This is a genomic window from Rhodococcus sp. WMMA185 (assembly GCF_001767395.1).
Classification (GTDB): Bacteria; Actinomycetota; Actinomycetes; order Mycobacteriales; family Mycobacteriaceae; genus Rhodococcus_F.
Genome location: NZ_CP017014.1, coordinates 3,605,037 through 3,630,016 on the forward strand (window position 1 = coordinate 3,605,037; position 24,980 = coordinate 3,630,016).

The following is a 24,980-nucleotide window of genomic DNA, read 5'->3' on the forward strand; positions in this document are numbered from 1 at the left end:
GCCACACTGGCGCTACGCCCGTGTCACCCGTGAACAGGCATGAATGCGTCGTAGATCGCCTGTGGCGCACCATCGATGGCCCAGATCGCCATCAGACCCACGGCCACGGTGAGTGCGGGGCCGAGCACGACCTTCTCGAAAGGGCCACCCGCCCTGATGGACAGGAAGGATGGCAACCGCAATTCGAACCACCGCTCCTTGCCCACCACCAGGAAGGGGGCGAGGAAGGGCACACCGTCCTTCGTGATCGCGTCCCCGAGACAGTGCGTGACGCAACCGAGCGCCACCGCTACGCCGAGCCCCGTAGAGCCGGCTTCCGTGGGATACATCTGCCACGTCAGGGCGGACAAGACGGCGGCCACCGCCGAAACCGCCAGCCAACCCTTTTCTTTGGCAAGCTCACCGGCGAGACCACGAAGTGCGAGCCCCAGGAAGATGAACAGTGTGGCGATGATGGCAGGCTTGCCGAACCGCGCGACCAGCGCAGTCACCCCCACCCCGATAGCGAACGCGAACAACGCGGTGTGGGTGAGCGTCCGGTGTCCACCGCGCCGCTTTCCGTCGCGTTTTCCCCTGGTCAGGTTGTAGAACCCCAACGAGAGCGCATCGACGCCCTTGGCGAGGATATTGCTGACCGGACCGAAGGAGCGCGAAACGGTGGACTGACCGGTGTCCAAGTCAGGGAGCAGCGCCGCCCCCGCACACACAGCGGCGAACGTGAACGCCTCGGCTGCGGAGGTGGCCCCACCCCAGTCGTGCGGAAGCAAATCTGAGGCCGCCAAGCCGACGGCAGCACCGGACATTGCATGGGTGGGACCCATCACCATGGAAGACAGTACCTTTCGCACCAACCCGGGACACGGTCATCCGAGTCCTGACACCGCCAAACCTAGCAATGACACCCGACACCGCCACGTCGCACTGTGGATCGGTCTCAGGCGACCTGCGCCTGCCACATCCAGTGCAACTGCTCGAGTCGCGCGGTGATCGAAATCAACAGGTCCTGGGTGACGGGGTCGGCCTTCTCCGTGGCCGTGATGCGATCGCGGAGGCGATCGATGACGGCCGCGAGGTTTCCGACGATCGACGCAACGATCTCGGAATCCTGGGTCCAGCCTTCCCCGATGCCCTTGCTGCCCGTATCTCTTGCGACAGTGGCCGCTCGACCGTCGGGGCTGACACCGATAGCCGTGGCCCGTTCGGCCGCCTCGTCGGTGAAATCGCGGGCCGCGGTCACCAGTTCGTCGAGGGCCAGGTGCACTGACCGGAAATTCTGTCCGATCACGTTCCAGTGGGCTTGCTTCGCGATCAGACTCAGGTCGATGAGGTCGACGACCGTCGCTTGCAGCGCGGCGCCCACGATCTTCTGCTGGTTGCTGTCGAGTGTGCTCGTGATGGGGTAGCTCATTGCGAGCTCCCTCCCTTCGGTTCGGCTTTGCGGCGCCGCACATATGACGCGCGACGAGGGTTCATATTCACCAACGCCCTTACCAACACCACCCTTCCCGTCGTGACCGTACAGACACTTGAAGAGGACTCTTCTGGATACAACAACTTGGCAAATACGGCAGACCAGCCGGGCGTTCACCCTGCCCTGAGGAGGATGATGGAGTTGACACCATGACCACGAGTAGTCGTGAAGTGCGCAGTGCGAAAGTGCGCAGTGTGGAGTCGGGCGAAGGAGGGTGTCATGGAAACCGCGATCGTGTTCGTTCTCGCCTTGCTGTTCTACTGGTGGGGTCTGCTCTGATCCTTGTCTGAGTCATCGTCTGAGTCATCCCAGGGACCTCCCTCGGTCTTGCCTCGAGTGCAGCAGATGAGGTGGGGCGGGACTGGTCAGGACCGAGCCCTCGCCTCTGTTCCGTTCCGAGTAGCGGCCTGGCACTGCAAGCAGAATCCCCAGAAGACGACCTCGGCCTCGTCGATTTCGAATCCGTGTGACTCCGACGGGTCGAGACAAGGGGCCTCTCCAACGGCGCAGTCAACATCTACGACAGTCCCGCAACCGCGACAGACGAGGTGATGATGGTTGTCTCCGGTACGGGTCTCGAAGCGAGCGGGCGAACCTGCGGGCTCGATTCGCCGCAGCAATCCAGCGGTGGTGCACGCTCTCAGAACGTCATACACCGCCTGGGTGGAGACCGAACCCAACTCGCTACGTACCGCAGCCGCGATTTCGTCGACATCGGAATGTGGCCGTGCGGCAACCGCATTCAACACCGCAACTCGTGGCGCAGTGACACGTAAGCCGACTCCTCGCAACTGCTCTCGGGGATCGATGTCGTGCCGCATGCCCTAAAGCATGACACCTATTTTGGAACTAGTCAAGAAAAGGACGGAGTTCTACGGCGGGAGATGTAGTTCTCCTCATCGAATTGCTGCATCTGAGTGCGGAACTTCCAAGTGAAGGTCGGCCACTGGACCGAGTTGCGCCCAGTCGAGTCCAGATACCAGCTCGAACATCCTCCCTTGTTCCACACCGTCGTCTCCAGCGCCGACTGGATCCGGGTGTTGTACCGGCGCTGCGCGTCGTCGGCGACCTCGACGGCCGCTATGTCACTGTTGCGCATCATCTTCAAAGCGTCGGAGACATAGGCGGACTGCGATTCGAGCATGTAGATGATGGAACTGTGCCCCAGGTTGGTGTTCGGCCCGTACATCAGGAACAGGTTGGGGAAACCGGCGACCGTCGTACCCTTGTATGCACTCGGGCTGCCGTTCCAGTGTTCGGCGAGCGTGTGACCGTTCGTCCCGCGCAGCATATGCGCAACGGGCGGTTCGGTCGGCGTGAACCCGGTCGCGAAAATGATCGTGTCGACCTTGTGCTCGTTGCCTGCCGCGTCGACTACGCCGTCCGGCGTGACTGCGGCGAGTCCGGCATCGACCAACGTGACATCGGGACGGTCGAGTGAGCGGAGCCAATCGTTCGACAGCAGAATTCGCTTGCACCCGATCTTGAAGTCGGGGGTCAGTTTTCGGCGCAGTTCCCGGTCACGGACCTGCCGGAACAGATGCGCCTTGGCCACAACCTCGAACACCGGCAACAGCCCGGTCGCATGCTGGAGTACGCCGCCGAGTGCCTCCCGCAAGCTGTACACGAAACCGCGTACTGCCTTCTGCACCCACGGCATCCGGCGATACAGGGACTTCTCGATCCCGAAGAGTTCGCGGTCCAGGCGCGGAATGACCCAGGCCGGAGTGCGTTGAAGAACGGTGAGATGCTTTGCTACAGGAGCTATCTCGGGGACGAATTGCACTGCGGACGCTCCGGTCCCGATAACGGCGACCTCCTCACCGCGAAAGTCATGGTCGTGATTCCATGCGGCGGAATGGAACACGGTACCGCCGAAGTTCTCGATACCGGGAACATCCGGAAAGCTGGGCGTCGACAACGCGCCGGTCGCTACCACCAGTACATCGGCGGTGAGGGTGCCACTACTTGTCCGGACGGACCACAAGGCCCTGCTGTCATCCCATCGCGCACCTTGCAGTTCGCATTCGGTCACCACCCTGTCGAGGACTCCGGTGTCGGCTGCGACCTTCCTGAGATACCGGTAGATCTCTGGCTGACGTGCGAACGTGTGGGTCCATTCGGCACTTGGTGCGAAGGAGAACGAGTACAGCGACGTCGGCACGTCGCAGGCGCAACCGGGATAGGTATTGTCGCGCCAGGTCCCCCCTACGTCGTTACCGCGTTCGATGATCCGCACATCGGCTCGAGGCTGCTCACGGAGGATCCGGGCCGCGACACCCAAGCCCGCGAAACCCGCGCCCACGATCAAGGTGTGTACGTGCGTCGGAATAGTTTCTGCTGCCGCGTCAGGGGCCACACAAGCACTGTAGGCCGGAACCCGGAAACCAGTCCAGAAAGATCAACGGCCCCGGGACCGACAACGACCGCAGTCGTTGCCGGTGTACCCGGGGCCGGATGCCGCTGAAGCGACGGCTCAGGCCGGAGGGGCCGGAGGGGTGAGGTATCCGATGATGGACGACCCGACGTCGGCAATCCCGATCGCGACGGACCCCAGCGCGGCATACCCCAGCACGGACTTCCAGACGTCGGCCTGATCGCTGTCGGATGACCCGCCATTCGACGACCCGTCATTCGACGACCCGGAAGCGGCGGACGCGGGAGCCGCGGTGGCGGGAGCGGCAGTGGCGGACGTCACCCCGAACCCGGCGGTCGCGATGGCGAAAGTAGCTGCGACGGTGGTGATCTTACGGGCGATGCTCAAAATGCGGGCCTCTCACTCGATGACTGTGCGCGGCGGCGTAGGAATCTGCACCGCGACGCTATGCAGATAGCGGGGACACTATTGCACACAAGAGTGATCGCCGGATGGTCGGGGATGTTACAGCGAAAAGCGTCCTATCAAGGAACAAGTCGGTATCGCAGCATCATGTCGTGGTCCTCGTGGTCGAGCATGTGGCAGTGCCACACGTAGCCCTGCAGCGGCTGCGGCGGCCCCGCAGCATGCCCGCCGCCGGAATGGTCCACCGAGGTCCGCGACATTCCGAACGTCGCGTCGGGGTCGAAGCCGAGTTCATCGGCAGTCGGAAAGCGGACGATCATCCGGGTGACGGAGTTGGCGTCGGCGATCACGGTGTCTTTGAACCCCGCCTCCCACGGCTGCGGCGGCAGGACTGGACCCACGGTGAACTGATCCGGGGACGGTGTCCATCTGGTGCCGACGGGCGGGAGTGGATGACTCGACATCAGCGCGTTCGTGTCGATCGCCTGCCTGCCCGCCACCCGGAAGGTCACGAGGTGCAGGTGGATCGGGTGCGGCTCGGGAGTGACGTTGACGATGTTCCACTGCTCGACTGTTCCCTGCCGCGGCATCTCGATGTCACCACTGGTGTAGAGCAGGTTGTTCAGCGACATCAGCGGAGTCGGCCGGCCCGGTCCGTTGGCGAGCTGCAGTACCGATACATTGCGAACCACTGTGGGCTGAGCTATGGCTGGAAGCAACGCGGGCTGCCGACTTCCGCCGCGCAGACTTTGCGGCACCGGCCCCGCGAAACCCGCTGCCGATCCGACCCGAAACCGGCAGAACCGTGGCATGGTCTGCACCCCACGCTGGGCGACCTGCTCTGGGACGGGTTCGTCATTGAGCAGCTCGACCGTCGTCCCGGGCTCGAGCGTCCCGAAGTCCACGAGCAGATCGATGAGCTCTCCCGGCCCGAGCCGTACATGGTCAACCGACGCGGGGGCATCGAGAAGCCCCCCTCCCGCACCGATCACCCAGAACCGCATCCGGTTCTCGAAAAAGAGGTTGTACACACTGAACGACGCCGCGTTCACCATGCGCAGCCGATACAGGCCCCGCGCCACCTCGAGTTCCGGCCACACCTTGCCGTTCACCACGCCGACGTCGCCGGGCGTAGCCGGTTCCCAGCTGCCCGGTGGATTCAACGTATTCGAGCGCATACTCTGCCGTCCGTCGTTGGTGAAGTTCTTGTCCTGCAAGATCAACGGCACTTCGAACTCGCCCGAGGGAAGTCCCAGCGGATTGTCTCCGGTGCCCGCGTCGTACTCGTTCCGCAGTAGGTACATCCCAGCCAGACCGGCGGAAATGTTGAGACGGGTAATTCCCATGGCATGGTCGTGGTACCAGAGTGTGCTGGCTTCCTGACGATTGGGGAACCGGTGCGCCATCTCCTGCCCCGGTCGGATCGTGTGCTCGGGATGGCCATCGAACTCGGGTGGCGTCCGGCCGCCATGCAGGTGCAACGACGTCGGAACCTGGGTGCGGTCCTGCTCGGTGACTCCGTGCAACCGCGTGTCGACGTCGGCGGCGAAAGGGTTGTCCCGAATGTCGTTGCGGAATGTCAGCGATGTCTGCTCGTCGACGTGCGCCTCGATAACCGGTCCGAGGTAGCTCGAGCCGCCGTATCCGAGTGCGGGAGACGGCGGAAGGTCGGGATGAAAGACATGCGTCGTGCTGCTGGCATGTAACTCGATGCCGGTACCCCCCAGGACCGGGAGCGGCGGCAACTGCTCGCGGAACGGCTCGAGGGGCGGAGACGAGAAGACGAACGGGCGCAACGGATCGATGTCGAATGGATAGGCCTTCGCCGAACCCGCCGCCAAGGCGCCGAGCCCGGCGGTCAACCCCAGTCCCCGAACGAAAGATCTACGCGGAATCCGTCCCGTCATTCGGGTGCGCCCCCTGCCCGGTGAGAACGAAGTTGCGACGTCAGTTGCCGACGGTACCGCAGTCCACACCTCGAACACGCTGGATTGGCAATCCCCATCCGACCTTCAGGTGGGTTGCGCCCCACAGGTATTTACGCCGTCTGCGCTGTGCCGGTCACTGCCGTTGTGAAGCGGATAGCAGCCCCGGCACCGCTCTCAAACGTCCTGGACGTTGCGGCTGCCTGACCGGTCGTCATGCAGGTTCTTCGCGGGGTATCGAGCGACCCGATTGATCCACCGACGGGTTCGTTGATCTTCGACAATGCAGACCGCAAGGATCGGCGACACAACCACACCGATCACAGCCCGGGTGTAGTCCCCTGAGACCGCATATGCGATTGCCGTTACCGCGACGAACGAGAGATAGGTCATGGCCAGGAAAACGGCCGGTTCCTGACTCAGGTTGAGCAAGCGCCACACCATGACCGCCAACGCGAACGCGATATACACCAGCAGTGTGACCTTGGTTCCTTGATTCGCTGCGTCCGCCAGCGGCTGACCGACCGTTGCTAGGGCTGCGACTACGGCGATTGCGGTGACGGCGAGATTGAACTTCATATTCCCCTCAATACACCCGGGACTGATGTGATGATCCCTTTGTCGGCCTCTTTACTCCCACGCGAACCGCTCGACGTGCAAACCTGGTCAAATGACTCGTGCGGCTCCGAAGAACATGGCGTGGATTCCGGGCGGTACCTTCTGGATGGGCTCGGAGGACTTCTACCCGGAGGAGCGTCCTGTTCATCAGGTGAGCGTGGACGGGTTCTGGATGGATTCGCATCAGGTGACCGTCGCCGAGTTTCGGCGATTCGTGAAGGACACCGGTCACGTCACGACCGCCGAGATCGCACCCGACCCCGCGCAATACCCGGGGGCAGACCCCTCACTGCTGGTACCCGGATCCCTGGTGTTCACCCCGACGTCAGGTCCGGTCCCGCTGGACGACTACACCCGCTGGTGGTCGTTTGTTCCGGGGGCCGATTGGCGCCACCCGGAAGGCCCGGGAAGCAACGTCGGCGGGCGCGAACGCCATCCCGTCACGCACGTGTCGTGGTTCGATGCCCGCGCGTACGCCGAGTGGGCGGGCAAGGACCTTCCCACCGAGGCGGAATGGGAGTTCGCGGCGCGTGGCGGCCTGGACCGCAAGCCGTTCGTGTGGGGAGACGAGCACGAACCGGGCGGCAGACCTGGTGGGAATGTCTGGCAGGGCCAATTTCCCTGGGAGAACCTGCTCGAGGACGGCTTTGCGGGAACTTCACCGGTCGGCCGGTTCCGCCCCAACGGCTACGGGCTCAGCGATATGGCCGGCAACGTGTGGGAGTGGACCACCGACCACTTCACCGCCGACCACTCGGCGAGCGGGAAGAACACCACGCCGACCAGTTCCTGCTGCATCCCCACGAACCCAAGGTTCGACACCGCCGTGGAGCAAAACCCTGACGAACCCTACGCACGCCGCGTCATCAAGGGCGGCTCGCACCTCTGTGCACCCAACTACTGCCTGCGCTATCGCCCCTCCGCGAGGCAGGGCGACACCGAGGAGACATCCACCTGCCACATCGGTTTCCGGTGCATCATCCGTCCGTGACCCCCAATGCTGCTGAATACGTGGAGCTGATCGTCCCCGTATTCGCATCTCCACCACATTTCCTGACCGAAGCGGGAATATGAATGCCCGAACCGCTGACTTCCAGCGCATCGAGTTGGTGCTCACCAAAGTCGATAGCATCTCAGCCATGGGGACGCGCGCGGCACTGATCATCATCGATTTGCAGGTTGGTTACATGGCGGAGGCCGCAGGCACCGGTGACGTGGTCCAAACTATCCAGGCTCTACGCGCCAAGGCCAAAGCAACTGGTGTTCCCGTCGTATTCATCCAGCACGAAGAAAGCGGATTCGGCCCTGGGGACCTCGGCTGGGAAATCGCGTTTCCAGTTTCCGTGGACGAAACGGTTGTGAGAAAACGGTCAGCCGATAGTTTCCTCGATACCGACCTTGAAGAACGCCTGCACGCTCTCGGCGTCAAGTCCATAGTCGTTACCGGCTACAGTACCGAGTACTGTGTCGACTCAACTGCCCGCTCAGCCCTCAGCCTCGGCTTCGATGTAGTCATAGTCGCCGACGGCCACATGACGTCTGTCAGCACCGACGGCAGCTCAGCCCTCACTGCTGATCAGGTTGTCCGACACCACAACAACATCTTTGGCACGATCACCTACGCTGGGCGTTCTTGCACGGTCGTCCCTGCGTCCGAGTTGACCTTCTGAGATTCGGGCCGTCAGAACCCGCCAATACCTCTCCCGAGGACGACCGCACCAATTACCAGCAGTAGCACGCTCATCACCGCCGCGTTGTTGGCCTGGAGCCAGACCTTGAGATTGTCCAGGGGCGCGCGCATCCTGTCCGCCGCGATTGCGTAGCCGATCACCGGGATCAGCACCGTGGTCCCGGCCAGCGCGGTGTACACGATCAGCGCGAGCACCTGTTCGCCGCCGCTCACCGCGGCGGAACCGATCACAATCCCCGCAGATGCGCAGAGCAGCAGGTTCTTGGGGTTGATTGCCGCCAGCGCGAATCCGAGCCCTGCCGACTTCACGAACTCGAGTTCGTCGACGGCCCGCATCCACCTGGGTGGTTCTGCGTCGGCATCGCGACTTCGCCACTGCCGCGCCGCGAGCAGTATCAGCAGAGCGCCCAGCGCAATCTTCACCCACGACACCGTCGCCGACGTGTCGTCCGAGTCGGATGTGTCGATGACCCCGGCGAGAAGTACGAAAATGCCGGTCGCGACGAGAATGCCGGCAATCCAGCCGAGCCCGAAACCCGCGCTGGCACCGCCCGCACGTGCGGACAGCAACATGAGAATGACGGCGATGATCGGAATGGGCGAGATCGCGACACCCACCGCGAGCGGTAGCAACCCTCCGATGACTGAGCCCACCCTACGAACCGTAGAGTTCACCCGCGATGCGCGCCTCGCACATCGCGGGTGAAAGTCTCTGCCGGGAAAGGCGACTAGACCAAGATTTCGGCGATCTGAATGGTGTTGAGGGCGGCACCCTTGCGCAGGTTGTCACCCGACACGAACAGCGCGAGCCCACGACCCTGGGGAACACCCGGATCCTGGCGGATGCGGCCGACCAGTGACGGGTCGCTACCCGCGGCGTCGAGCGGGGTGGGCACGTCGACGAGCTTCACCCCTGGCGCGTTGCCCAGCAGTTCCCTCGCACGCTCCACCGACAGCGGGCGCTCGAACTCGGCGTTGATCGACAGCGAATGACCGGTGACCACGGGGACGCGGACGCACGTGCCCGACACCAGTAGGTCCGGCAGGCCGAGGATCTTGCGGCTCTCGTTGCGGAGCTTCTGATCCTCGTCCGTCTCACCGCTGCCGTCGTCGACGATCGAGCCGGCAAGCGGCAGCACGTTGAAGGCAATGGGGGCGACGTACTTGTTCGGGGCCGGGAAATCGATAGCACTTCCGTCGTGCACCAGCTTCTCGGCGTCGTCGATACCCGCACGGGCCTGGCTCAGCAACTCCTCGACACCGGCGATACCGCTACCAGACACCGCCTGGTAGCTCGACACGATCAGCCGCTCGAGACCGGCCTCGTCGTGCAGGACCTTCAGCACCGGCATCGCGGCCATCGTGGTGCAGTTGGGGTTGGCGATGATGCCCTTCGGAGGGTTCTTCGCCTGCTCCGGGTTCACCTCGCTCACCACCAGCGGGACGTCGGGGTCCTTGCGGAACGCAGACGAGTTGTCCACGACGATTGCGCCGGCAGCCGCGAACCGCGGGGCCTGCTCACGAGACAGCGTCGCGCCGGCCGAGAACAAGGCGATATCGATGCCCGCGAGATCCTCGTCGGACACTTCCGCCGCGTCTTCGACGACGATCTGCTCACCGCGGAACGGCAGCTTCTTGCCGGCCGACCTGGCAGAGGCGAAGAACCGCACCTTGTCTGCCGGGAAGTTCCGCTCCTCGAGCAGCGTGCGCATGACGATCCCGACCTGGCCGGTAGCGCCGACGACAGCAATTGTGGTCATGAGATGATCTACCGTCCCGTTCCTGCGTGCACGACAGCGTCTTCGTCGCCGCCGAGTTCGAATGCGTCATGGATGGCCCTGACTGCCTTGTCCAGTTCCGTGTCCTTCACGAGCACCGAGATTCGGATCTCCGAAGTGGAGATGAGGTCGATGTTGATGCCCGCATCTGCAAGAGCCTCGCAGAACGTGGCGGTGACGCCGGGGTGACTCTTCATACCCGCACCAACCAGCGACACCTTGCCGATGTGGTCATCGAAGAGCACCTGCGTGAAGCCGATCTCATCCTGCAACTTGGACAGCTTCTCGACGGCACGGGGGCCATCTGCGGTGGGCAGGGTGAACGTGATGTCGGTCTTGCCGGTCTCGACCTTGGAGACGTTCTGCAACACCATGTCGATGTTGATCTCCGCCTCGGCGACGGCACGGAAGACCCGTGCCGCGTAACCCGGGGTGTCGGGCAGCCCGGCAACAGTGATCTTGGACTCGCCGCGATCGTGCGCGACTCCGGTGATGATTGCCTCTTCCACGGGGATGTCCTCCATCGATCCGGACACAATGGTGCCCGGCTTGGTCGTGTATGACGAGCGGACGTGCACAGGCACGTTGTAGCGGCGGGCGTATTCGACGCAGCGGAGCATGAGCACCTTCGCACCACAGGCTGCCAGCTCGAGCATCTCCTCGAAGGAGACCGTCTCGAGCCGCTGCGCATCGGGAACGATGCGGGGGTCTGCGGTGAAGATTCCGTCGACGTCGGTGTAGATCTCGCAGACGTCTGCCTCGAGGGCAGCAGCGAGAGCCACCGCGGTGGTATCGGAACCTCCACGTCCGAGCGTCGTCACATCCTTGCTGTCTTGGCTGACCCCCTGGAACCCCGCGACGAGAACGATCGAGCCCTCGTCGAGCGCATCCTGGACGCGGCCCGGTGTGACATCGATGATCTTGGCGTTGCCGTGAGCTCCGGTCGTGATGACACCGGCCTGTGAGCCCGTGAACGAACGGGCCTCCGCGCCGAGCGAATGAATCGCCATCGCAACCAGAGAATTGGAGATGCGCTCACCAGAGGTCAGCAGCATGTCCATCTCGCGAGCTGGTGGGGCTGGGCACACTTGCTGAGCGAGATCGAGCAGCTCATCGGTAGTGTCACCCATCGCAGAAACCACGACGACGACATCGTTGCCGGCCTTCTTGGTCTCGACGATCCGTTCAGCGACTCGTCGGATTCTCTCGGCGGTTGCCACCGAGGATCCGCCGTACTTCTGGACGACGAGAGCCACGCGTTTCTACCTCCAGGTCGAAAAATCTGTACTGGTCCAGCTGTCGAGCTTACCGGCGCGGTCCAATCCCACCCCAGGTGAGTCCGCACGCAGGACTACCCGGACAACGGGTCCGCGACGTCTACGACCGACACCAAGCGATGCACGGTTCGGTCCGGGTGAACCAGGACACACTCGGAGGGTGTCGGTAGCAACGGCGGATCTGCAACCGTGAAACCCACCTTCTCACCGAGCGGGTTGTCGCTCTCGCGACGGATCGGGGCTCAGCGCCCGTTGCGGGTCGACCGCGGCTTCTGCGGGGATCGGCGTGCTCGGTCGCGCTTGCCGCCGGCGACGGAGCGCCTTCTCCGCCTCCACCGCGATCGGGACGATCAGCGACCAGCCGAGGCAGGCGAGCCACTGGTCACCCGTCAACGACGTGGTCATGAGGAGATCTTGGAGGAACCCGACCTCGACCGCGAACACCGTGACGACGACCGGAATCGACAGTATTTTCAGCGCACCGAGAATCGGTGAGGAGAGACCGGATTCGGGATCGCGCCGCATGACGAGTCCGGCAAGAATGGAACTGAGCGACAGCACGACGAACGCCATCGTCATGGGGACGCTTGCCTCGGTCGTACTCATATCGCCCGGTGCCAGGAGCATCGCAGCAAGCGTGACGGCAAACTGCAGGACTCCATACGCGAACCACTGCACGAACGCTTTCCGGTTGGTGATCGGCATCCGCGTATCGCGTGGCGGCTTGTTCATCAGGTCGGGCGGCGGTGGATCGAGCATGATGACGGCGACCGGGAAGAGAATGATGAAGAAGTTCTGAAACAGCACCATCAGCGGGGTGAGCGCGACCCCGTCGTTGATGTTGAAGATGCTCGCAACCAGGAACAGCAGGACCAGCGAGAACAGCTTCGACATCTGGAACCGGATGTACGACACGATCTTGTCGTAGATGCTGCGGCCCAGTCGGATCGCGGTGATCAGGGTTCCGAAGTTGTCGTCGGTGAGAACCATTCGGGCGGCTTGTTTGGTGACTTCGCTGCCGGATCCCATCGCGACGCCGATGTCGGCCTTCTTCAGAGCGGCAGCGTCATTGACCGCGTCCCCGGTCATCGCCACGACCGCGCCGCTCCTCTGCATGATGTCGGCCAGGCGGAGCTTGTCCTGCGGCGTCACGCGACCGAACACGTGCAGGTTCGGCAGCGCCGCCGTGAGGTCCTCGTCGGTTGCCGCTCGTAATTCGGCGCCTCCCATGGCGCCCGGTCCTAGGCCTAGTTCGGCGCCGATCGCGGATGCCGTGATCACGTGGTCTCCGGTGATCATGCGGACCTCGATGCCTGCGGCCTGGGCGGTGCGCACGGCTTCGATCGCTTCCGGACGTAGCGGGTCGATGATGCCGATCATCCCGATGAAAGTGAGGTCCTCGACGAACGACATGGGGTCCGCCTGCACGGCCTCTTCCCGCGCGTCGAGCCGGCGGGCAGCGAACGCCAGCACACGGAGGCCTTTCTCGGACAGAGCTCGATTCGCCTCTACCAGTTCCTCCCGAACCTCGTCGATTGGTACCTCCCGCCGGCCCGGGCGGTACGCGGCGGCACATCGGGCGAGGACCACGTCAGGGCCGCCCTTGACGAGTTCCACGAACTGGGTGCTGCCGCCGATCTGGAGATGATGGAACGTCGCCATGAACTTGTACGCGGAGTCGAACGGCACTTCCGCAACTCGGGGATACGTTTGCCGAGTGAGCGGCGCGTCTACGCCGACCTTGGCCGCAAGCACGACCAGCGCGGCCTCGGTCGGATCGCCGACAACCTCTCCGGTGTCGGAGACAGTGGCGTCACTGTCGAGGCACAGCCCATATGCGAGCATGGTGAAGTCGGGAGCTTCCTCGCCCGCGGCGTGAGCGATCCTCCCCGACTTGCTGTACCCCTCGCCTTCGACGGTGTACCACTGGCCGTGGAAGTACAGCGATCGGACGGTCATCTGGTTCATCGTCAGCGTGCCGGTCTTGTCCGAATTAATCGCGCTGGTGGCGCCGAGGGTCTCGACGTCGGTGAGGTTCTTCACGACGGCCTTCGCCTCGGCCAACTGGCGAGCGCCGAACGCGAGCATTGCCTGCACGAAGGTCGGTAGGCCCGTCGGGATCGCGGCCACCGCCATGGAGATGCCCAACAGCAGAACCGTCGTCAGATCCTGTCCGCGAATAACTCCGATGACCACGATGAGGACAACCGCCGACCACGCGATGATGCTGAGCACCTTGGTGAGAGAGTTCAGTTCACGCTGGAGCGGAGACTTGACCGGCGCGACGGCCGAGAGCATCGACGCGATCTGACCCATCTCGGTCTCCATGCCGGTCTCGGTGACGACCATGGTGGCGGTACCGCGGGTGACCGAGGTGTTCTGGTAGACCATGTTGCCGCGGTCCCCGAGGGCGACGTCGGCAGCGCCGAGGGTCTCGGGGTCCTTGGGGACAGGTGCGCTTTCACCCGTCAGCGCGGCCTCCTGAGTCTCGAGGGTCGCTGTCGTGAGCAAACGGCCGTCCGCGGGTACGAGGTCGCCCGCCTCGAGCGCAACGATGTCGCCCGGCACGAGTTCCGTGGCGGCAAGTTGAACGAGCGTCCCGTCGCGGGTCACCCGCACCTGCGGTGTCTGCATTCTTGCGAGCGCGTCGACGCTCGCACGTGCCTTCAACTCCTGTCGCGCGCCCAATACGACGTTCAGCACGACGAGCACTCCCACCACGATCGCCGTCGGCACCTCGCCTATGACGACGCTGAAGACCGCCACCGCGACCAGCATCAGGTTCATCGGGTCCTTCAGCTGTTCGAGCGCAATCGCCCAGGTCGACGGTCCGGGCTCGGAGACGATCTCGTTGGAACCGTGGCGTTGGCGCCGTGAATCGGCTTCGCCGGTCGTCAGCCCCGACACCCGGTCGGAGGCCATCGTCGTGACAACCGCATCCGCCGGCTGAGTGTGCCAGGGGTACTGGTCGATCTGTGCGGCACTGATGCCGGACTGGTGCACCGAGTTCGGTGGGGGTTCGGAAGGGGCCATGATCGCTACTCCTTGCCGGAGACGAATCGTCAGTAGGGCGTGGGGATCCGGTGTAACGGCAGTGCCGGCGCGCTGTAGCCGTGCGGGCGCTGCCGCTCGGGCAGCGTGATGTCGGGGGATTCGAGCGGGGCGTAGGGAACCTGGCTCAGCAGGTGACTGATGATGTTGAGCCGACCGCGCTTCTTGTCGTTGGTGACCGCGATGTACCACGGCGCCCAGCCCGTGTCGGTGAGTCGGAACATCTCGTCCCGTGCTCGCGAGTAGTCGTACCAACGGCTGTAGGACTTCAAGTCCAGGTCCGACAGCTTCCAGATCTTCCGCGGGTCGTCGATCCGGCTCTGTAGGCGCAGCGTCTGTTGCTCCTCGCTCACCTCCAGCCAGTACTTCAGCAAGATGATGCCCGAGTCGACGATCGCACGTTCTACCCCCGGGGCGCGCTGGAGGAATTGCTGCGTTTCTGCCTCGGTGCAGAAGCCCATAACCCGTTCGACCCCGGCCCGGTTGTACCAACTGCGGTCGAAGATGACGACCTCCCCACCCGCCGGGAGATGCGATATGTACCGCTGCCAGTACATCTGCGACTTCTCCCGATCCGTCGGGGCGGGCAGGGCGACTACACGGAACACGCGCGGACTGACCCGCTCGGTGATCGCCTTGATGACGCCACCCTTCCCTGCGGTGTCGCGACCCTCGAACACGATGCAGATCCTTGCCCCGGACGATTTCACCCACTCCTGCAACGCGACGAGCTCGGCGTGGAGCGGACGTAGGAGGCGGCGGTACTCCTTGTTCTTCATCGGCGTGTCGGGCTCGGCAACGTCCGTTCGGGACGGGTCGAGCCCGGACTTTTCGTGTTTCGACTTCTTCCCCACGGCTCCCTCCGGGCGGAGTAGTCAGGGCCGGTTCGGGTTCGAATGCAGCAGGACGAACCGGGCCTCCTGCCCATTATTCGTCTCGCAGCGCTGTGTCGTGGGCAGAATCCACAGTTTCGGAACTGCCTCGAGGAGCCAGGGACAGCTCGTCGTCACCGCGGCTGCGCGAGCATGAATCGCAGGTACTCGAAGATCCAGCGGGCAATCTCGGTTGCATATCGATAATCGATACTGTATTGATTATCGATATGCATGAGACGATCTCCGCCCCGGAACGAGAATCTGCAAGAGTTCAGCCGAGCACCAAGGACCGGCGCGACCTCTGGACGTGGCTGTCCGCGTTCGGGTTGCTCGCGCTGCTCGTGATCGCCCGCTATCTCTACACACTTCTCAGCCAACTCGGCGCCCACACCGTGACGGCGCGCATGGATCTCGGCGCGGCTTCCCCCTCGGTGCCGATCTCCAACGGCAGCGTCGCGGTCATCGACGGCCCGGTAACGGTGACCCTCCGCACCGACGGGCTGTCGCCGGTGACCACCGCGTTGCTGCGGGCTGGTGACGCGATCCAGACGGCGAGCTACCTGGTCGTATTGACCTTGATAGCACTACTCGTGTACCGGGTCGTCCGCGGAGAGATATTCAGCCGAGCGGCCTCACGGCTGACCTACCACCTCAGCAGATGGGTTGTACTTGTCGTCGTCGTCGCCCCGACGATCCCGAAGACCATAGGAACCAATCTGGCCATCCGCGACAGCGGCCTCGGCGACAGCGCGGCGGCCGCCAACGCAACGCTCGACACCGAGTTCTGGTTCATTGCCGCGGCTTCGATCGTGCTGTCCGCCATGGCGATCGTGCTTCGGTTGGGCACGCGCATGGCCCGCGATCAGGAAGGGCTCATTTGATGCCGCCTGAACTCGAGCATGCGGTCCGCTGCCATCTCGACGAGCTGTTATCCGACCGTTCGATGACCCTGGCAACCCTGTCGGAGCGAGTCGGGGTGAGCGTGGCGAACCTGTCGGTGCTCAAGAACGACCGAGCCAGAGCCATCCGGTTCTCCACATTGACCGCGATCTGCCAAGTACTGCAGTGCTCGGTCGGCGATCTGTTTTCGGTCGATCCAACGTCCCCGACTGCGGAGGCTCCATCATTGACACAAGCCGGACGATGACGAACCTCATTGACAGAAGGCGGTTCCGTCGCCCGCACAGGCGTCAGCCCAGGTAGGCCGCACTCTGAGCGCCGACGAGGTCGACCAGGTCCCGCTGCGCAAGGTTGATGTCGATCTGATGCAGTCCCCAGTTGGCGGCTGGGATCGCCGGCAGCAGCGCGGCGGCGGGTCCGCCGACCATGAGCACATTCGACGCGCCGTTGTCGGCGCACCGGGCGTGCAGTCCGTTTACCTCTTGACCCACGAAGATCCCGTGGATGGGGGCGTCAGCGTTGTCACGTAGCGACGCCGGATTGGTGCACAGAACCTCGTACTCGGGTCCGAACGGAAGGCTCACTTTGCCTCCACCGGATCCGGCCGTCTTGGGTACCGCGCCGAACTTGGCGTCGGGCGGCGGCGTAGCCGAGTACGCCGAGTACGCGACTACACACCCGGTCTGCGCCGGGCTGGTGCAAGCCGGTACGGAAGTGAAGTCGCCGCCAATCCCTTCACCCTTGCGGACCAGTACGTTTCCGCCGATCAGGAGCGCCGAGACCAGTTGCGATTGGACGGGCTGACCATCGATCCGATTGCGAATCAGCGACCGCAGCATGTAGGTGCCCTGGGAGTGTCCGATGAGGACCACGCCACGCCCGTCGTTGTGGTGGGCGAGATAGTCGTCCCAGGCGTTTTCGATGTCGTCGTAGGCGAGGCTCGCCGCCGCACTGCGCTCCTCCGGCGTCCCGTTGAACAGGGCTCGCAGTGTGCTCTGCCGATACACCGGTGCCCACACGTTGCAGTTCTGACCGAAGGGTTCGGCCTGCAGGCTGGCCACAGCGCGCAACTCGGGCGAGGCGTCGAAGTTGGCATTCGCCGTCGGCTGCAGCGACACCGTGGGATAGACGTAGAAGCAGTCGATCGGTGCACCGGACCGGCCGCCGCACGGATCGTCAGCCTGACCAGGCCTACACAGCCAAGTCGTTGCAGGTTCTGAGGCCGGTTCGGCGGAGACAGGTGAGGCCGAGACCGCAACGATCACCGCGACCAGCGCGCTCCAGAGAAGAACAAGGTTTCCGCGCGGGCGGGCACGACCGAAGCTCGTCATGCCTGCTGACGCTAACAGAATGCACCGATCTCGGCGTGAAACATCTGTCGACAACACACGGAAAATCTCGTTGCGTCAGAAGAAGTCTGACATCGTTCGTCCTATCAGCGAAGCCCCGGATGTCGCAATACGACGACATCCGGGGCCCGTAACGAAATCAGACCGCATTCGTTGGTGCGGCTCGAGAAATTATGCCGCGCTTACCGACTTGGTGTCCCAGGTGCTGACCGCCCAGATCACGACCACGTCGAGCGCGATGACCAGAACCGACCACAGCGGGTAGTAGGGCAGCCACAGGAAGTTCGCGAGAATCGACAGGCAGGCGATCCCGATGGCCGCGATTCGCGCCCACGTGGCACCGGTCATCAGTCCAATAGCTGCGATGGCGAGAAGGACACCGAGAACGATGTGGCCCCAGCCCCATGCGGTGGTATCGAACTGATAGATGTACTCGACGCCAACGATCAGCAGATCATCGTTTGCCACCGCGGCGATTCCCTGAAAGAAGGAGATCACGCCGAGCGTCAGCAGCAAGATGGCTGCCGCAATGGACGTACCTGCCGCAATACCCTGTTTTACAGGGCTGTTCGTACCGGATTCCGGGTTGGTCGTCATGTCCATGCCCTTCTCGAAAGTGTGATAACGAACAGTCACATGGTCCGACGCCGCCGAACACATCGCATCATCCTTGCCGGGTGATCCTCATCTTCGAAGGATGATGCGCTCAGGCAGGTCGGGTGCCAAAGTCGTGTAACGAGCATCCCGATCGCGAATACCCGACGTAGCGGAGGAAGAAACATGGCACCTGACTTCTCGGATACCACCGACTTCGAGGACTCACACCGCGGATTCGTCGATCGACTCGACCCTTGCACAATCACGGACGACGACGGTCGCATCGTCTGGGACATGCAGGAATATTCGTTCCTGGCCGGCGACTGTCCAAACACGGCTGACCCAAGCCTTTGGCGCCAGTCCCAGCTGTGCGCGATCAACGGCCTGTACGAGGTAACCGAGGGCATCTACCAGGTGCGGGGATTCGATATATCCAACATGACGATCGTCGAGGGCGATACCGGCATAGTCGTTATCGACCCATTGATCTCCAAGGAGACAGCGGCCGCCGGGCTGGCGCTGTATCGCCGCAATCGGGGCGAGCGCCCCGTCACCGGCGTGATCTACACCCATTCGCACGCCGACCATTTCGGGGGCGTCCGAGGGGTGCTGCCCGACGGGCATGAGAACGTTCCGATCCTGGCCCCGGAGGGATTTCTCGAACACGCTGTCTCCGAGAATGTCTATGCCGGACCGGCAATGAACAGACGAGCCTCCTACATGTTCGGCGCCATGCTCCCGAAGGGTCCGGACGGACACCTGAGCGCTGGTTTGGGAATCACCACGTCGTCCGGGAACCCCGGACTGATCCCACCCACCGTTGAGATAACCCACACCGGTCAGGTGGAGACGGTGGACGGGGTCCGGATCATCTTCCACATGACACCCGGCGCGGAGGCGCCGGCGGAGATGAACTTCCTATTTCCCGACCACCGGGCACTGTGTATGGCGGAAAACGCCACCCACAACATGCACAACATCCTGACTCCGCGAGGCGCCCTGGTCCGCGATGCTCGAACATGGGCACGCTACCTGGACGAGGCCATCGAGATGTTCGACGGTGACTACGACGTCTCGTTCGCCTCCCACCACTGGCCGACATGGGGGCGCGACCGGGTGGTCACGTACCTGTCGCAGCAGCGCGATCTCTACCAGTACCTGCACGACCAAACATTGCGCATGCTGAACACGGGCATGACCGGCATCGAGATCGCCGAGAACTTCCCGATGCCTCCTGCACTCGAATCAGCATGGCATGCAAGGGGATACTACGGATCGGTGAGCCACAATGTGAAGGCCATCTACCAGCGCTATATGGGCTGGTTCGACGGCAACCCGTCCTCGCTGTGGCAGCATCCACCCGAGGACGCCGCTACCCGGTACGTGGAATGTATGGGTGGACAGGCCGAGGTCCGGAGGAAGGCGGCGCGGTACTTCGAGGAGGGCGATCTCCGGTTCGCCGCGGAACTTCTCAAGCATGCCGTGTTCGCCGACCCGTCGGACAACGAGGCCAAAGAGTTACTCGCACGCACCTACGAGCGACTCGGGTTCGGTTCGGAAAACGCAATATGGCGCAACTTCTACCTCACCGGCGCCCTCGAATTGCGGGGAGGCATCGTTCCTCCCCCCATCCACACAATCAGCCTCGACGTGCTGGGAGCACTCACCCTCGAACAGATCTTCGACTCGCTGGCCCTGCGCGTCAACGGGCCCCGGGCATGGGACAAGTCCCTGGTCGCCGAATGGCATTTCACCGACCCCGAAGCGCACATCCGTACGACGTTGTCCAACGGCGCACTGATTCAGACGGTTTCGCCGAAGACCAGGGTGCAACCGGACGTCACCCTGACATTGACGAAAATGCAGCTACTCGAACTGATCACCGGCAAGGGAGTCGTGGGGATCGACATCAAAGGTGATCCGTCGAAACTTCTCGTCCTCACGAGTCTGCTCGACGCCCCCGACCCCGCGTTCCCCATCGTCACGCCATAGCTCTCGAGGGTCAGAACGTGAGTGACGAGCGCCTCACCTCGAGCTGTAGGTCCCCCTCTACCATCGCCAGGGGGGACCTACAGCTCGAACGCGATATCGCTGGGCGCCGTCAGTCGACGAGGGCGGTCGCCTCGACTTCGACGAGCACGTCCGGCTCGAATAGGTAGTCCACGCCGATTAGAGATGCCGGCGGCGTCGGCATGGAGAGCCCTATCTCAGCCGCGACCTGCTCGATCCCCGAAATGACCTCGCCGATCTTCTCCGGCTTCCAGTCCGTGACGTAGAACGTCAACCGGAGGACGTCGCCGAAGGTCGCACCGGCCCCTGCCAGCCCTGTCGCGGTGTTGCGCAACGCCTGGGCGACCTGACCGGCGAGATCGCCTTGGGCCACTGGGGTTCCATCGGCAAGTCGTGCAACCTGACCGGCGACGTGGACGTGCCGGGTACCGGTGCCGACGGCGACGTGGTGATACGGACTGGGCGTCGTCATGCCCTCAGGCGTGAGGTAGTGAATGGTCATGGAAGGTCTCCTCGAATACTGAACCCGGGCATTTCCTAGGTATCGCTTTTATACTTGGTCTCAAACGGTAACTTCAACGAAACCAGGTAGCGTGAGCGATACTCCCGAAGCCAGTCCCCACGAACTCTCGATCACCCCGCCTCATCGAGAACTGCTTGACCAGATCCTCGATAAGTGGTCGTTGGCAGTGCTCAACGAACTGTGCGAGCGCCCCAACCGCTTCAACGATCTGCGCCGCGCGATCCCCGCTGTGACACAGAAATCACTCACGGCCACGCTGCGTCGACTCGAACGCAACGGCATCATCAGACGCGAACTTCTAAGCTCCCGGCCGGTTGCCGTCGAGTACACGATCACTCCTCTGGGTAAGACCCTTCGCCACCCGGTCGACGTCCTCCTTGCCTGGGCCGAGGAACACTTTCCCGAAATCGAGGACGCACGCACACGCTTCGACGCCGAATCGGCCGAGTAGGTTGGCAAACACGCAGAAGGGCAGCTATTCGGCGACTAGGATGGCCGGTGCCGCTGGCTTCGCACTGACACGTTCACCCGCGTAACCCCGCCACGCTCGCTAACATCAGCCGTACCGACCGTCCAGGTCGGCAATCGGTGCATGTGGAAGATCGTTTCTCGGTCCAGCGAGAATTGGGGGTCTGCGTGACGGAAGTACATATCGGCGAGTTTCATCGAAGCACTCGAATACCTTCCGGCGCCGGGGGGCGGACAGTGACCCGCACCCGCCTGCACACTTCGCTCACCAAAGCCCTTACCGACGACGCCCACGATTATTCGGTTGCGTTGGTCTGTGCGCCGGCCGGGTCGGGCAAGACGCGCGCTGTGGCCGATTGGGCGCAAGAAGCACTCGCCGCCGAGCCTGCTCCCACGATCGCCTGGCTCACGATCGAGGAGAGGTTGAACGATCGCGTCGCCTTCTACCGGGCGATTCTGCATTCTCTCGCCGAGACCGGAAATCCTCGGCTTCAGCAGTCGTGCGCGGAACTCGATCCCACCTCAACCGATTTCGGCCCACAGTTGTCGACAGCGATGAACGAATTGGCCGAGAGCATTTGGATAGTGATCGACGACGCCCACCTACTGCTCGATACCGATGTTCTCGCTGATCTAGAGGCATTCATGCGTTGGCAACCTCCCATGCTTCGAACGATCGTCTGCGGGCGTTTCGAACCACCGCTGGCATTGCAGCGACTTCGCTTGGACGGCAAGCTTTTCACGATCACAGCTCGAGATCTCGCCTTCATACCCGACGAGGCCTCCGAGATGCTCGCCGAACACGACGTAGAACTCAGCGTGGACGATCTCGAGTCTCTCATGGATCGCACCGAAGGCTGGGCGGCCGGAATACGTTTGGCAGGAATGTCTTTGGAAGGACATCGAGATCCGAGCCGTCTCATTGCCGAGTTCACCGGGGACCGTCGAGCAGTGGCCGACTATCTCATCGAGGAAGTCCTCTCCGGCCAGACCGACGACATGCGCGAGTTTCTACTGCGCACTTCGGTGCCCGCCTCCTTCACCGTCGAACTCGCGGAGAAGCTCACCGGCTACACGGATGCGCACGCCAAAGCGGACTGGCTCGAACATCACAATTTCCTGATCAGTCGAATCGCCGACTCCCCGACCCGGTACCGCTACCATCCTCTGCTGCGGAGCTATCTTCGAGCGGAGATCAGCCGAATCGGCCACCTAGAGGTCGAACGCCTCGAATTGGCGGTAGCCCGCTGGCATGCGGAGTTCGGCGACTCCCTGCTCGCTCTCGAGCATGCGGTGAACTCAGGCGACCACAGCGAGATCGTCACGCTCCTCAACCGCTGTTCTCCCTCCCTGATCGTGGAGGGCCACGGGAAGGCTGCGGATCGGCTTCTCGCCCGTGCACCCCGCTCGTCGCAGAATCATCCGGCGGCACGGTTGATCGGCGCGGCAGCGGCACTGGCCGCAGGTAATATTCCGGTTGCCAAGTCGATTCTCGATCTCCTCGACCGCGACCCGTCGGGAATGTTGGTTGATGGGGTCACCGAACCCCAACTACACCTACTGCTCCGTGAATCACTCCGCGTCCAAGCCTCCATTTCCGATGGTGACATCGACGATGCGCTGAACCGACTTCGCGACGTGGGCGTGGAACCAACCGGCGATTCCAGGCTCGATGCATTCGTGCTGCTACAGGAAGGGCGTGCGCTCCTCTTCATCGGCCGGACCGACGAATCGGAAGAAGTACTCACGAAGGCGCTGGCACACGCCAGACTCGGCAATGCCCCGCTCAGCGTCATGCACTGCCTGGGAACTCTCGCGGCGATGGCGATGGCGCGGGGTGACGTGGCGTCGACTTCGATCTTCGCGAACGAGGCTCTCTCGCTCGGTTACCGGCACTCCGCGACCAAGGATCCGATGCTCCAGTTGGTACGGCTCGTAGACTCCTGGCTCCGTTATGTTCGGATCGACGGCAATGCCTCGACGATCGCCATCGAATCCGCCGACGCGTTGCGTCGCACGAACACCGACGCGTTGCGCCACGCAGGGGCCGATGCCGCTCGATTCGCCGAGGGCGTCGCAGCGCTGTTCGGTCTCGACACGTCTACACACCGACACAAGTCGGTGTCATGGCTACACGCGCACAGTCCACTGTCCCCTTCCCTGCCCGTGCCGCCCGGCATCCGGGCTGTGCTGCTGCCCGGCATTGCCCACGCTTACCTCACCGCGGGAGAGATTGGGTGGGCGCACGAATTGGTGACGCAAACGCAGGCACTCCTCGGATCGACCGGCGACATCGCCGTAGTCGAGGCCAACGTCCATCTTCACGCTCACCGTCTCGACGCCGCGACCAAGACGCTGCAACCCGTCCTGAGCGGTGATCTCGAATGCACCGCTGAAACAAACCTGATTGCGGCGTGGCTCATGGACGCCTCGATCGCGCATGCTCGCAAGCATGATTCACGCGCCCACCGCGGAGTGATCGAGGCCCTGCGCCTTGCGGAGCCCGAATCCATACTTCGCCCGTTTCACGACAGCGGACCAACCATCCGAGAACTTCTCGTACGGAGCACCGGCCGATTCGGCGTCCTCGAGCACTTCGCGGACCGACTGCGTGCATCCTTTCCGCCGGTGCAGAACACGGCGCCGCATGTGTTGACCCGACGCGAACAAGAACTCCTGATGGAACTTCCATCGTGGCGCACGGCAGAACAGATCGCGGCCGACCTGTGCGTCTCGGTGAACACCGTGAAGACACATCTACGCGGGATATACCGCAAACTCGGCGTCAGATCCCGCCGCGAGGCCATCGCGGCGGCGCAGCGGAGCGGATTGCTCTGAGCCGGTTCACCACTTGCGGGTGATGCACGAATCGATCAGGTCGATCACCCTGAGAACAACGGCTGACCGAGTTCTGAAAGTACGCTGCGAATGAAGGAGCCCGACGTGGTACGTCCCGAATCGAGCTGGCCCGGCAACGTCAGGTACACCTTCCTGATCTCCGGAGCTCTCTCGGATCGGGTACTGGCTGCCTTCCCCGAGTTGGACGTCTCGGACGTGACGACCGGCGACACCACGCTCTACGGCCGAGTCGACAGCCCAACTGATCTTCGCGGCATGCTGGCCCGCTTCGACGCGCTTGGCTTGACCATCATCGAGATGCGCCGGCTGCCGGACTGATACGACGCGACCAGCGCAACTAGGCGTGGCGCGCCCGATCGAACCCGAACGAGTCCGCCACGGCGTCGTCGACCGAACCATTGTGGGCATCGAGCAGCTCTACCCGCTCACTCGCGGACATCCCACCCCAGATTCCGTACGGTTCACCAACACTGAGCGCATGCTTTCGACAAGGTACGAGCACCGGGCATCCGCGGCATACGAGCTTGGCCTGCAAATCTCGCGTCTCGCGGGCTCGGCCTCGTTCACGGTCGGGATGGAAGAAGACAGAAGACTCGCGACCACGGCACGCAGCCTCTTTCTGCCAGTCCCACTCCTCCGCTACCGGGGTGGGAAGGCTCAGCCGGTTGGACATCTCACTCCTTCGGATATCTGCAGACCGTCCAGAAGGGTTTCCTGCGTGCGTTTCCGGACCAGGTCGGCGACACCGAAGTCGATGCCGATCATCAGGGCCATGATTCGTGTCCTCTTCAAGTCAGGCGAGTGAGA

24 protein-coding genes are annotated in these 24,980 nt (G+C 63.2%); 8 read left to right on the forward strand and 16 right to left on the reverse strand.

Translation table 11 applies throughout. The features are described from left to right. Positions 1 to 23 precede the first annotated feature (23 nt). The 7 genes from BFN03_RS16210 to BFN03_RS16240 all read right to left on the reverse strand — a co-directional run bounded on the left by BFN03_RS16210 (position 24) and on the right by BFN03_RS16240 (position 6,757). The gene (locus BFN03_RS16210; protein WP_070380994.1) at positions 24 to 827 is read right to left on the reverse strand and encodes a metal-dependent hydrolase; all 804 of its coding nucleotides are present in this window, start codon (positions 825 to 827) and stop codon (positions 24 to 26) included. Between the two features lie 107 nt (positions 828 to 934). Beyond that, positions 935 to 1,408 carry a Dps family protein gene (locus BFN03_RS16215; protein WP_070379868.1) on the reverse strand — a complete coding sequence of 158 codons (474 nt, stop codon included), beginning with the start codon at positions 1,406 to 1,408 and terminating at the stop codon, positions 935 to 937. Positions 1,409 to 1,836: 428 nt separating this feature from the next. Continuing rightward, positions 1,837 to 2,292, reverse strand: coding sequence for a Fur family transcriptional regulator (locus BFN03_RS16220; RefSeq protein ID WP_070379869.1), 456 nt, complete (start codon positions 2,290 to 2,292; stop codon positions 1,837 to 1,839). A gap of 32 nt (positions 2,293 to 2,324) precedes the next feature. After that, positions 2,325 to 3,830 carry a flavin-containing monooxygenase gene (locus BFN03_RS16225; RefSeq protein ID WP_232320297.1) on the reverse strand — a complete coding sequence of 502 codons (1,506 nt, stop codon included), beginning with the start codon at positions 3,828 to 3,830 and terminating at the stop codon, positions 2,325 to 2,327. Between the two features lie 117 nt (positions 3,831 to 3,947). Next, a complete protein-coding gene (locus BFN03_RS16230; protein WP_070379870.1) occupies positions 3,948 to 4,235 on the reverse strand; it encodes a hypothetical protein in 288 nt (95 codons plus the stop codon). Positions 4,236 to 4,372: 137 nt separating this feature from the next. Then, entirely contained in the window at positions 4,373 to 6,160 is a 1,788-nt protein-coding gene (locus BFN03_RS16235; RefSeq protein ID WP_070380996.1) for a multicopper oxidase family protein, read from the reverse strand. 195 nt (positions 6,161 to 6,355) lie between these two features. Then, a complete protein-coding gene (locus BFN03_RS16240) occupies positions 6,356 to 6,757 on the reverse strand; it encodes a hypothetical protein (protein WP_070379871.1) in 402 nt (133 codons plus the stop codon). A 91-nt stretch (positions 6,758 to 6,848) separates the two neighbouring features. Here BFN03_RS16240 and BFN03_RS16245 point away from each other — a divergent pair, with 91 nt between their 5' ends. Next, positions 6,849 to 7,787 (forward strand): formylglycine-generating enzyme family protein, encoded by a 939-nt coding sequence (locus BFN03_RS16245; RefSeq protein ID WP_070379872.1) that lies wholly within the window; start codon positions 6,849 to 6,851, stop codon positions 7,785 to 7,787. 79 nt (positions 7,788 to 7,866) lie between these two features. Continuing rightward, positions 7,867 to 8,466 carry an isochorismatase family protein gene (locus BFN03_RS16250; RefSeq protein ID WP_084385651.1) on the forward strand — a complete coding sequence of 200 codons (600 nt, stop codon included), beginning with the start codon at positions 7,867 to 7,869 and terminating at the stop codon, positions 8,464 to 8,466. Positions 8,467 to 8,477: 11 nt separating this feature from the next. Here the strand turns inward: BFN03_RS16250 and BFN03_RS16255 are convergent, their stop codons facing one another. From BFN03_RS16255 to ppk2, 5 genes are all read right to left on the reverse strand, one after another. Further along, a complete protein-coding gene (locus BFN03_RS16255; protein WP_070379873.1) occupies positions 8,478 to 9,140 on the reverse strand; it encodes a GAP family protein in 663 nt (220 codons plus the stop codon). 74 nt (positions 9,141 to 9,214) lie between these two features. Next, positions 9,215 to 10,246 (reverse strand): aspartate-semialdehyde dehydrogenase, encoded by a 1,032-nt coding sequence (locus BFN03_RS16260; protein ID WP_070379874.1) that lies wholly within the window; start codon positions 10,244 to 10,246, stop codon positions 9,215 to 9,217. 8 nt (positions 10,247 to 10,254) lie between these two features. Further along, on the reverse strand, positions 10,255 to 11,520 hold the full coding sequence (locus BFN03_RS16265; protein WP_070379875.1) for an aspartate kinase: 1,266 nt from the start codon (positions 11,518 to 11,520) through the stop codon (positions 10,255 to 10,257). Between the two features lie 225 nt (positions 11,521 to 11,745). Beyond that, positions 11,746 to 14,574, reverse strand: a complete 2,829-nt coding sequence (locus BFN03_RS16270) for a cation-translocating P-type ATPase (protein WP_070379876.1) — start codon at positions 14,572 to 14,574, stop codon at positions 11,746 to 11,748. Positions 14,575 to 14,603: 29 nt separating this feature from the next. Further along, positions 14,604 to 15,446 (reverse strand): polyphosphate kinase 2, encoded by an 843-nt coding sequence (gene ppk2, locus BFN03_RS16275; protein ID WP_070379877.1) that lies wholly within the window; start codon positions 15,444 to 15,446, stop codon positions 14,604 to 14,606. Positions 15,447 to 15,694: 248 nt separating this feature from the next. Between ppk2 and BFN03_RS16280 the strand changes: the two genes are divergently transcribed. Beyond that, positions 15,695 to 16,348, forward strand: a complete 654-nt coding sequence (locus tag BFN03_RS16280) for a hypothetical protein (protein ID WP_070379878.1) — start codon at positions 15,695 to 15,697, stop codon at positions 16,346 to 16,348. Next, positions 16,348 to 16,614 carry a helix-turn-helix domain-containing protein gene (locus tag BFN03_RS16285; protein ID WP_070379879.1) on the forward strand — a complete coding sequence of 89 codons (267 nt, stop codon included), beginning with the start codon at positions 16,348 to 16,350 and terminating at the stop codon, positions 16,612 to 16,614. The genes BFN03_RS16280 and BFN03_RS16285 overlap by 1 nt, the downstream gene beginning before the upstream one ends. Before the next feature lie 43 nt (positions 16,615 to 16,657). Here BFN03_RS16285 and BFN03_RS16290 read toward each other — a convergent pair whose 3' ends face one another. Next, positions 16,658 to 17,698 carry a DUF3089 domain-containing protein gene (locus BFN03_RS16290; RefSeq protein ID WP_070379880.1) on the reverse strand — a complete coding sequence of 347 codons (1,041 nt, stop codon included), beginning with the start codon at positions 17,696 to 17,698 and terminating at the stop codon, positions 16,658 to 16,660. 189 nt (positions 17,699 to 17,887) lie between these two features. Further along, complete coding sequence (locus BFN03_RS16295; protein WP_070380998.1) at positions 17,888 to 18,319, reverse strand: DUF7144 family membrane protein; 432 nt, start codon at positions 18,317 to 18,319, stop codon at positions 17,888 to 17,890. A 177-nt stretch (positions 18,320 to 18,496) separates the two neighbouring features. Here BFN03_RS16295 and BFN03_RS16300 point away from each other — a divergent pair, with 177 nt between their 5' ends. Beyond that, positions 18,497 to 20,305 carry an alkyl/aryl-sulfatase gene (locus BFN03_RS16300; protein WP_070379881.1) on the forward strand — a complete coding sequence of 603 codons (1,809 nt, stop codon included), beginning with the start codon at positions 18,497 to 18,499 and terminating at the stop codon, positions 20,303 to 20,305. A 109-nt stretch (positions 20,306 to 20,414) separates the two neighbouring features. On the opposite strand, the gene BFN03_RS16305 is transcribed toward BFN03_RS16300, so the two are convergent. Then, complete coding sequence (locus BFN03_RS16305; RefSeq protein ID WP_070379882.1) at positions 20,415 to 20,825, reverse strand: RidA family protein; 411 nt, start codon at positions 20,823 to 20,825, stop codon at positions 20,415 to 20,417. 91 nt (positions 20,826 to 20,916) lie between these two features. Between BFN03_RS16305 and BFN03_RS16310 the strand changes: the two genes are divergently transcribed. The 3 genes from BFN03_RS16310 (at position 20,917) to BFN03_RS16320 (ending at position 24,491) form a co-directional block, all read left to right on the forward strand. Further along, entirely contained in the window at positions 20,917 to 21,297 is a 381-nt protein-coding gene (locus BFN03_RS16310; RefSeq protein WP_070379883.1) for a winged helix-turn-helix transcriptional regulator, read from the forward strand. A gap of 254 nt (positions 21,298 to 21,551) precedes the next feature. Next, on the forward strand, positions 21,552 to 24,152 hold the full coding sequence (locus BFN03_RS16315) for a LuxR C-terminal-related transcriptional regulator (protein ID WP_232320299.1): 2,601 nt from the start codon (positions 21,552 to 21,554) through the stop codon (positions 24,150 to 24,152). A gap of 90 nt (positions 24,153 to 24,242) precedes the next feature. Then, the gene (locus BFN03_RS16320; RefSeq protein ID WP_070379884.1) at positions 24,243 to 24,491 is read left to right on the forward strand and encodes a hypothetical protein; all 249 of its coding nucleotides are present in this window, start codon (positions 24,243 to 24,245) and stop codon (positions 24,489 to 24,491) included. Positions 24,492 to 24,510: 19 nt separating this feature from the next. Here the strand turns inward: BFN03_RS16320 and BFN03_RS16325 are convergent, their stop codons facing one another. Further along, on the reverse strand, positions 24,511 to 24,846 hold the full coding sequence (locus tag BFN03_RS16325; RefSeq protein ID WP_070379885.1) for a WhiB family transcriptional regulator: 336 nt from the start codon (positions 24,844 to 24,846) through the stop codon (positions 24,511 to 24,513). Positions 24,847 to 24,980: the final 134 nt, after the last annotated feature.

Bases quoted from the DNA above. Each gene is read 5' to 3' on its own strand.
- BFN03_RS16295 (WP_070380998.1), bottom strand. From the start codon at position 18,319: ATGGACATGACGACCAACCCGGAATCCGGTACGAACAGCCCTGTAAAA.
- BFN03_RS16220 (WP_070379869.1), bottom strand. From the start codon at position 2,292: ATGCGGCACGACATCGATCCCCGAGAGCAGTTGCGAGGAGTCGGCTTA.
- BFN03_RS16245 (WP_070379872.1), top strand. From the start codon at position 6,849: ATGACTCGTGCGGCTCCGAAGAACATGGCGTGGATTCCGGGCGGTACC.
- BFN03_RS16285 (WP_070379879.1), top strand. From the start codon at position 16,348: ATGCCGCCTGAACTCGAGCATGCGGTCCGCTGCCATCTCGACGAGCTG.
- BFN03_RS16290 (WP_070379880.1), bottom strand. From the start codon at position 17,698: ATGACGAGCTTCGGTCGTGCCCGCCCGCGCGGAAACCTTGTTCTTCTC.
- BFN03_RS16325 (WP_070379885.1), bottom strand. From the start codon at position 24,846: ATGTCCAACCGGCTGAGCCTTCCCACCCCGGTAGCGGAGGAGTGGGAC.
- BFN03_RS16235 (WP_070380996.1), bottom strand. From the start codon at position 6,160: ATGACGGGACGGATTCCGCGTAGATCTTTCGTTCGGGGACTGGGGTTG.
- BFN03_RS16215 (WP_070379868.1), bottom strand. From the start codon at position 1,408: ATGAGCTACCCCATCACGAGCACACTCGACAGCAACCAGCAGAAGATC.
- BFN03_RS16300 (WP_070379881.1), top strand. From the start codon at position 18,497: ATGGCACCTGACTTCTCGGATACCACCGACTTCGAGGACTCACACCGC.
- BFN03_RS16240 (WP_070379871.1), bottom strand. From the start codon at position 6,757: ATGAAGTTCAATCTCGCCGTCACCGCAATCGCCGTAGTCGCAGCCCTA.
- BFN03_RS16280 (WP_070379878.1), top strand. From the start codon at position 15,695: ATGCATGAGACGATCTCCGCCCCGGAACGAGAATCTGCAAGAGTTCAG.
- BFN03_RS16320 (WP_070379884.1), top strand. From the start codon at position 24,243: ATGAAGGAGCCCGACGTGGTACGTCCCGAATCGAGCTGGCCCGGCAAC.
- BFN03_RS16260 (WP_070379874.1), bottom strand. From the start codon at position 10,246: ATGACCACAATTGCTGTCGTCGGCGCTACCGGCCAGGTCGGGATCGTC.
- BFN03_RS16250 (WP_084385651.1), top strand. From the start codon at position 7,867: ATGAATGCCCGAACCGCTGACTTCCAGCGCATCGAGTTGGTGCTCACC.
- BFN03_RS16270 (WP_070379876.1), bottom strand. From the start codon at position 14,574: ATGGCCCCTTCCGAACCCCCACCGAACTCGGTGCACCAGTCCGGCATC.
- BFN03_RS16210 (WP_070380994.1), bottom strand. From the start codon at position 827: ATGGTGATGGGTCCCACCCATGCAATGTCCGGTGCTGCCGTCGGCTTG.
- BFN03_RS16305 (WP_070379882.1), bottom strand. From the start codon at position 20,825: ATGACCATTCACTACCTCACGCCTGAGGGCATGACGACGCCCAGTCCG.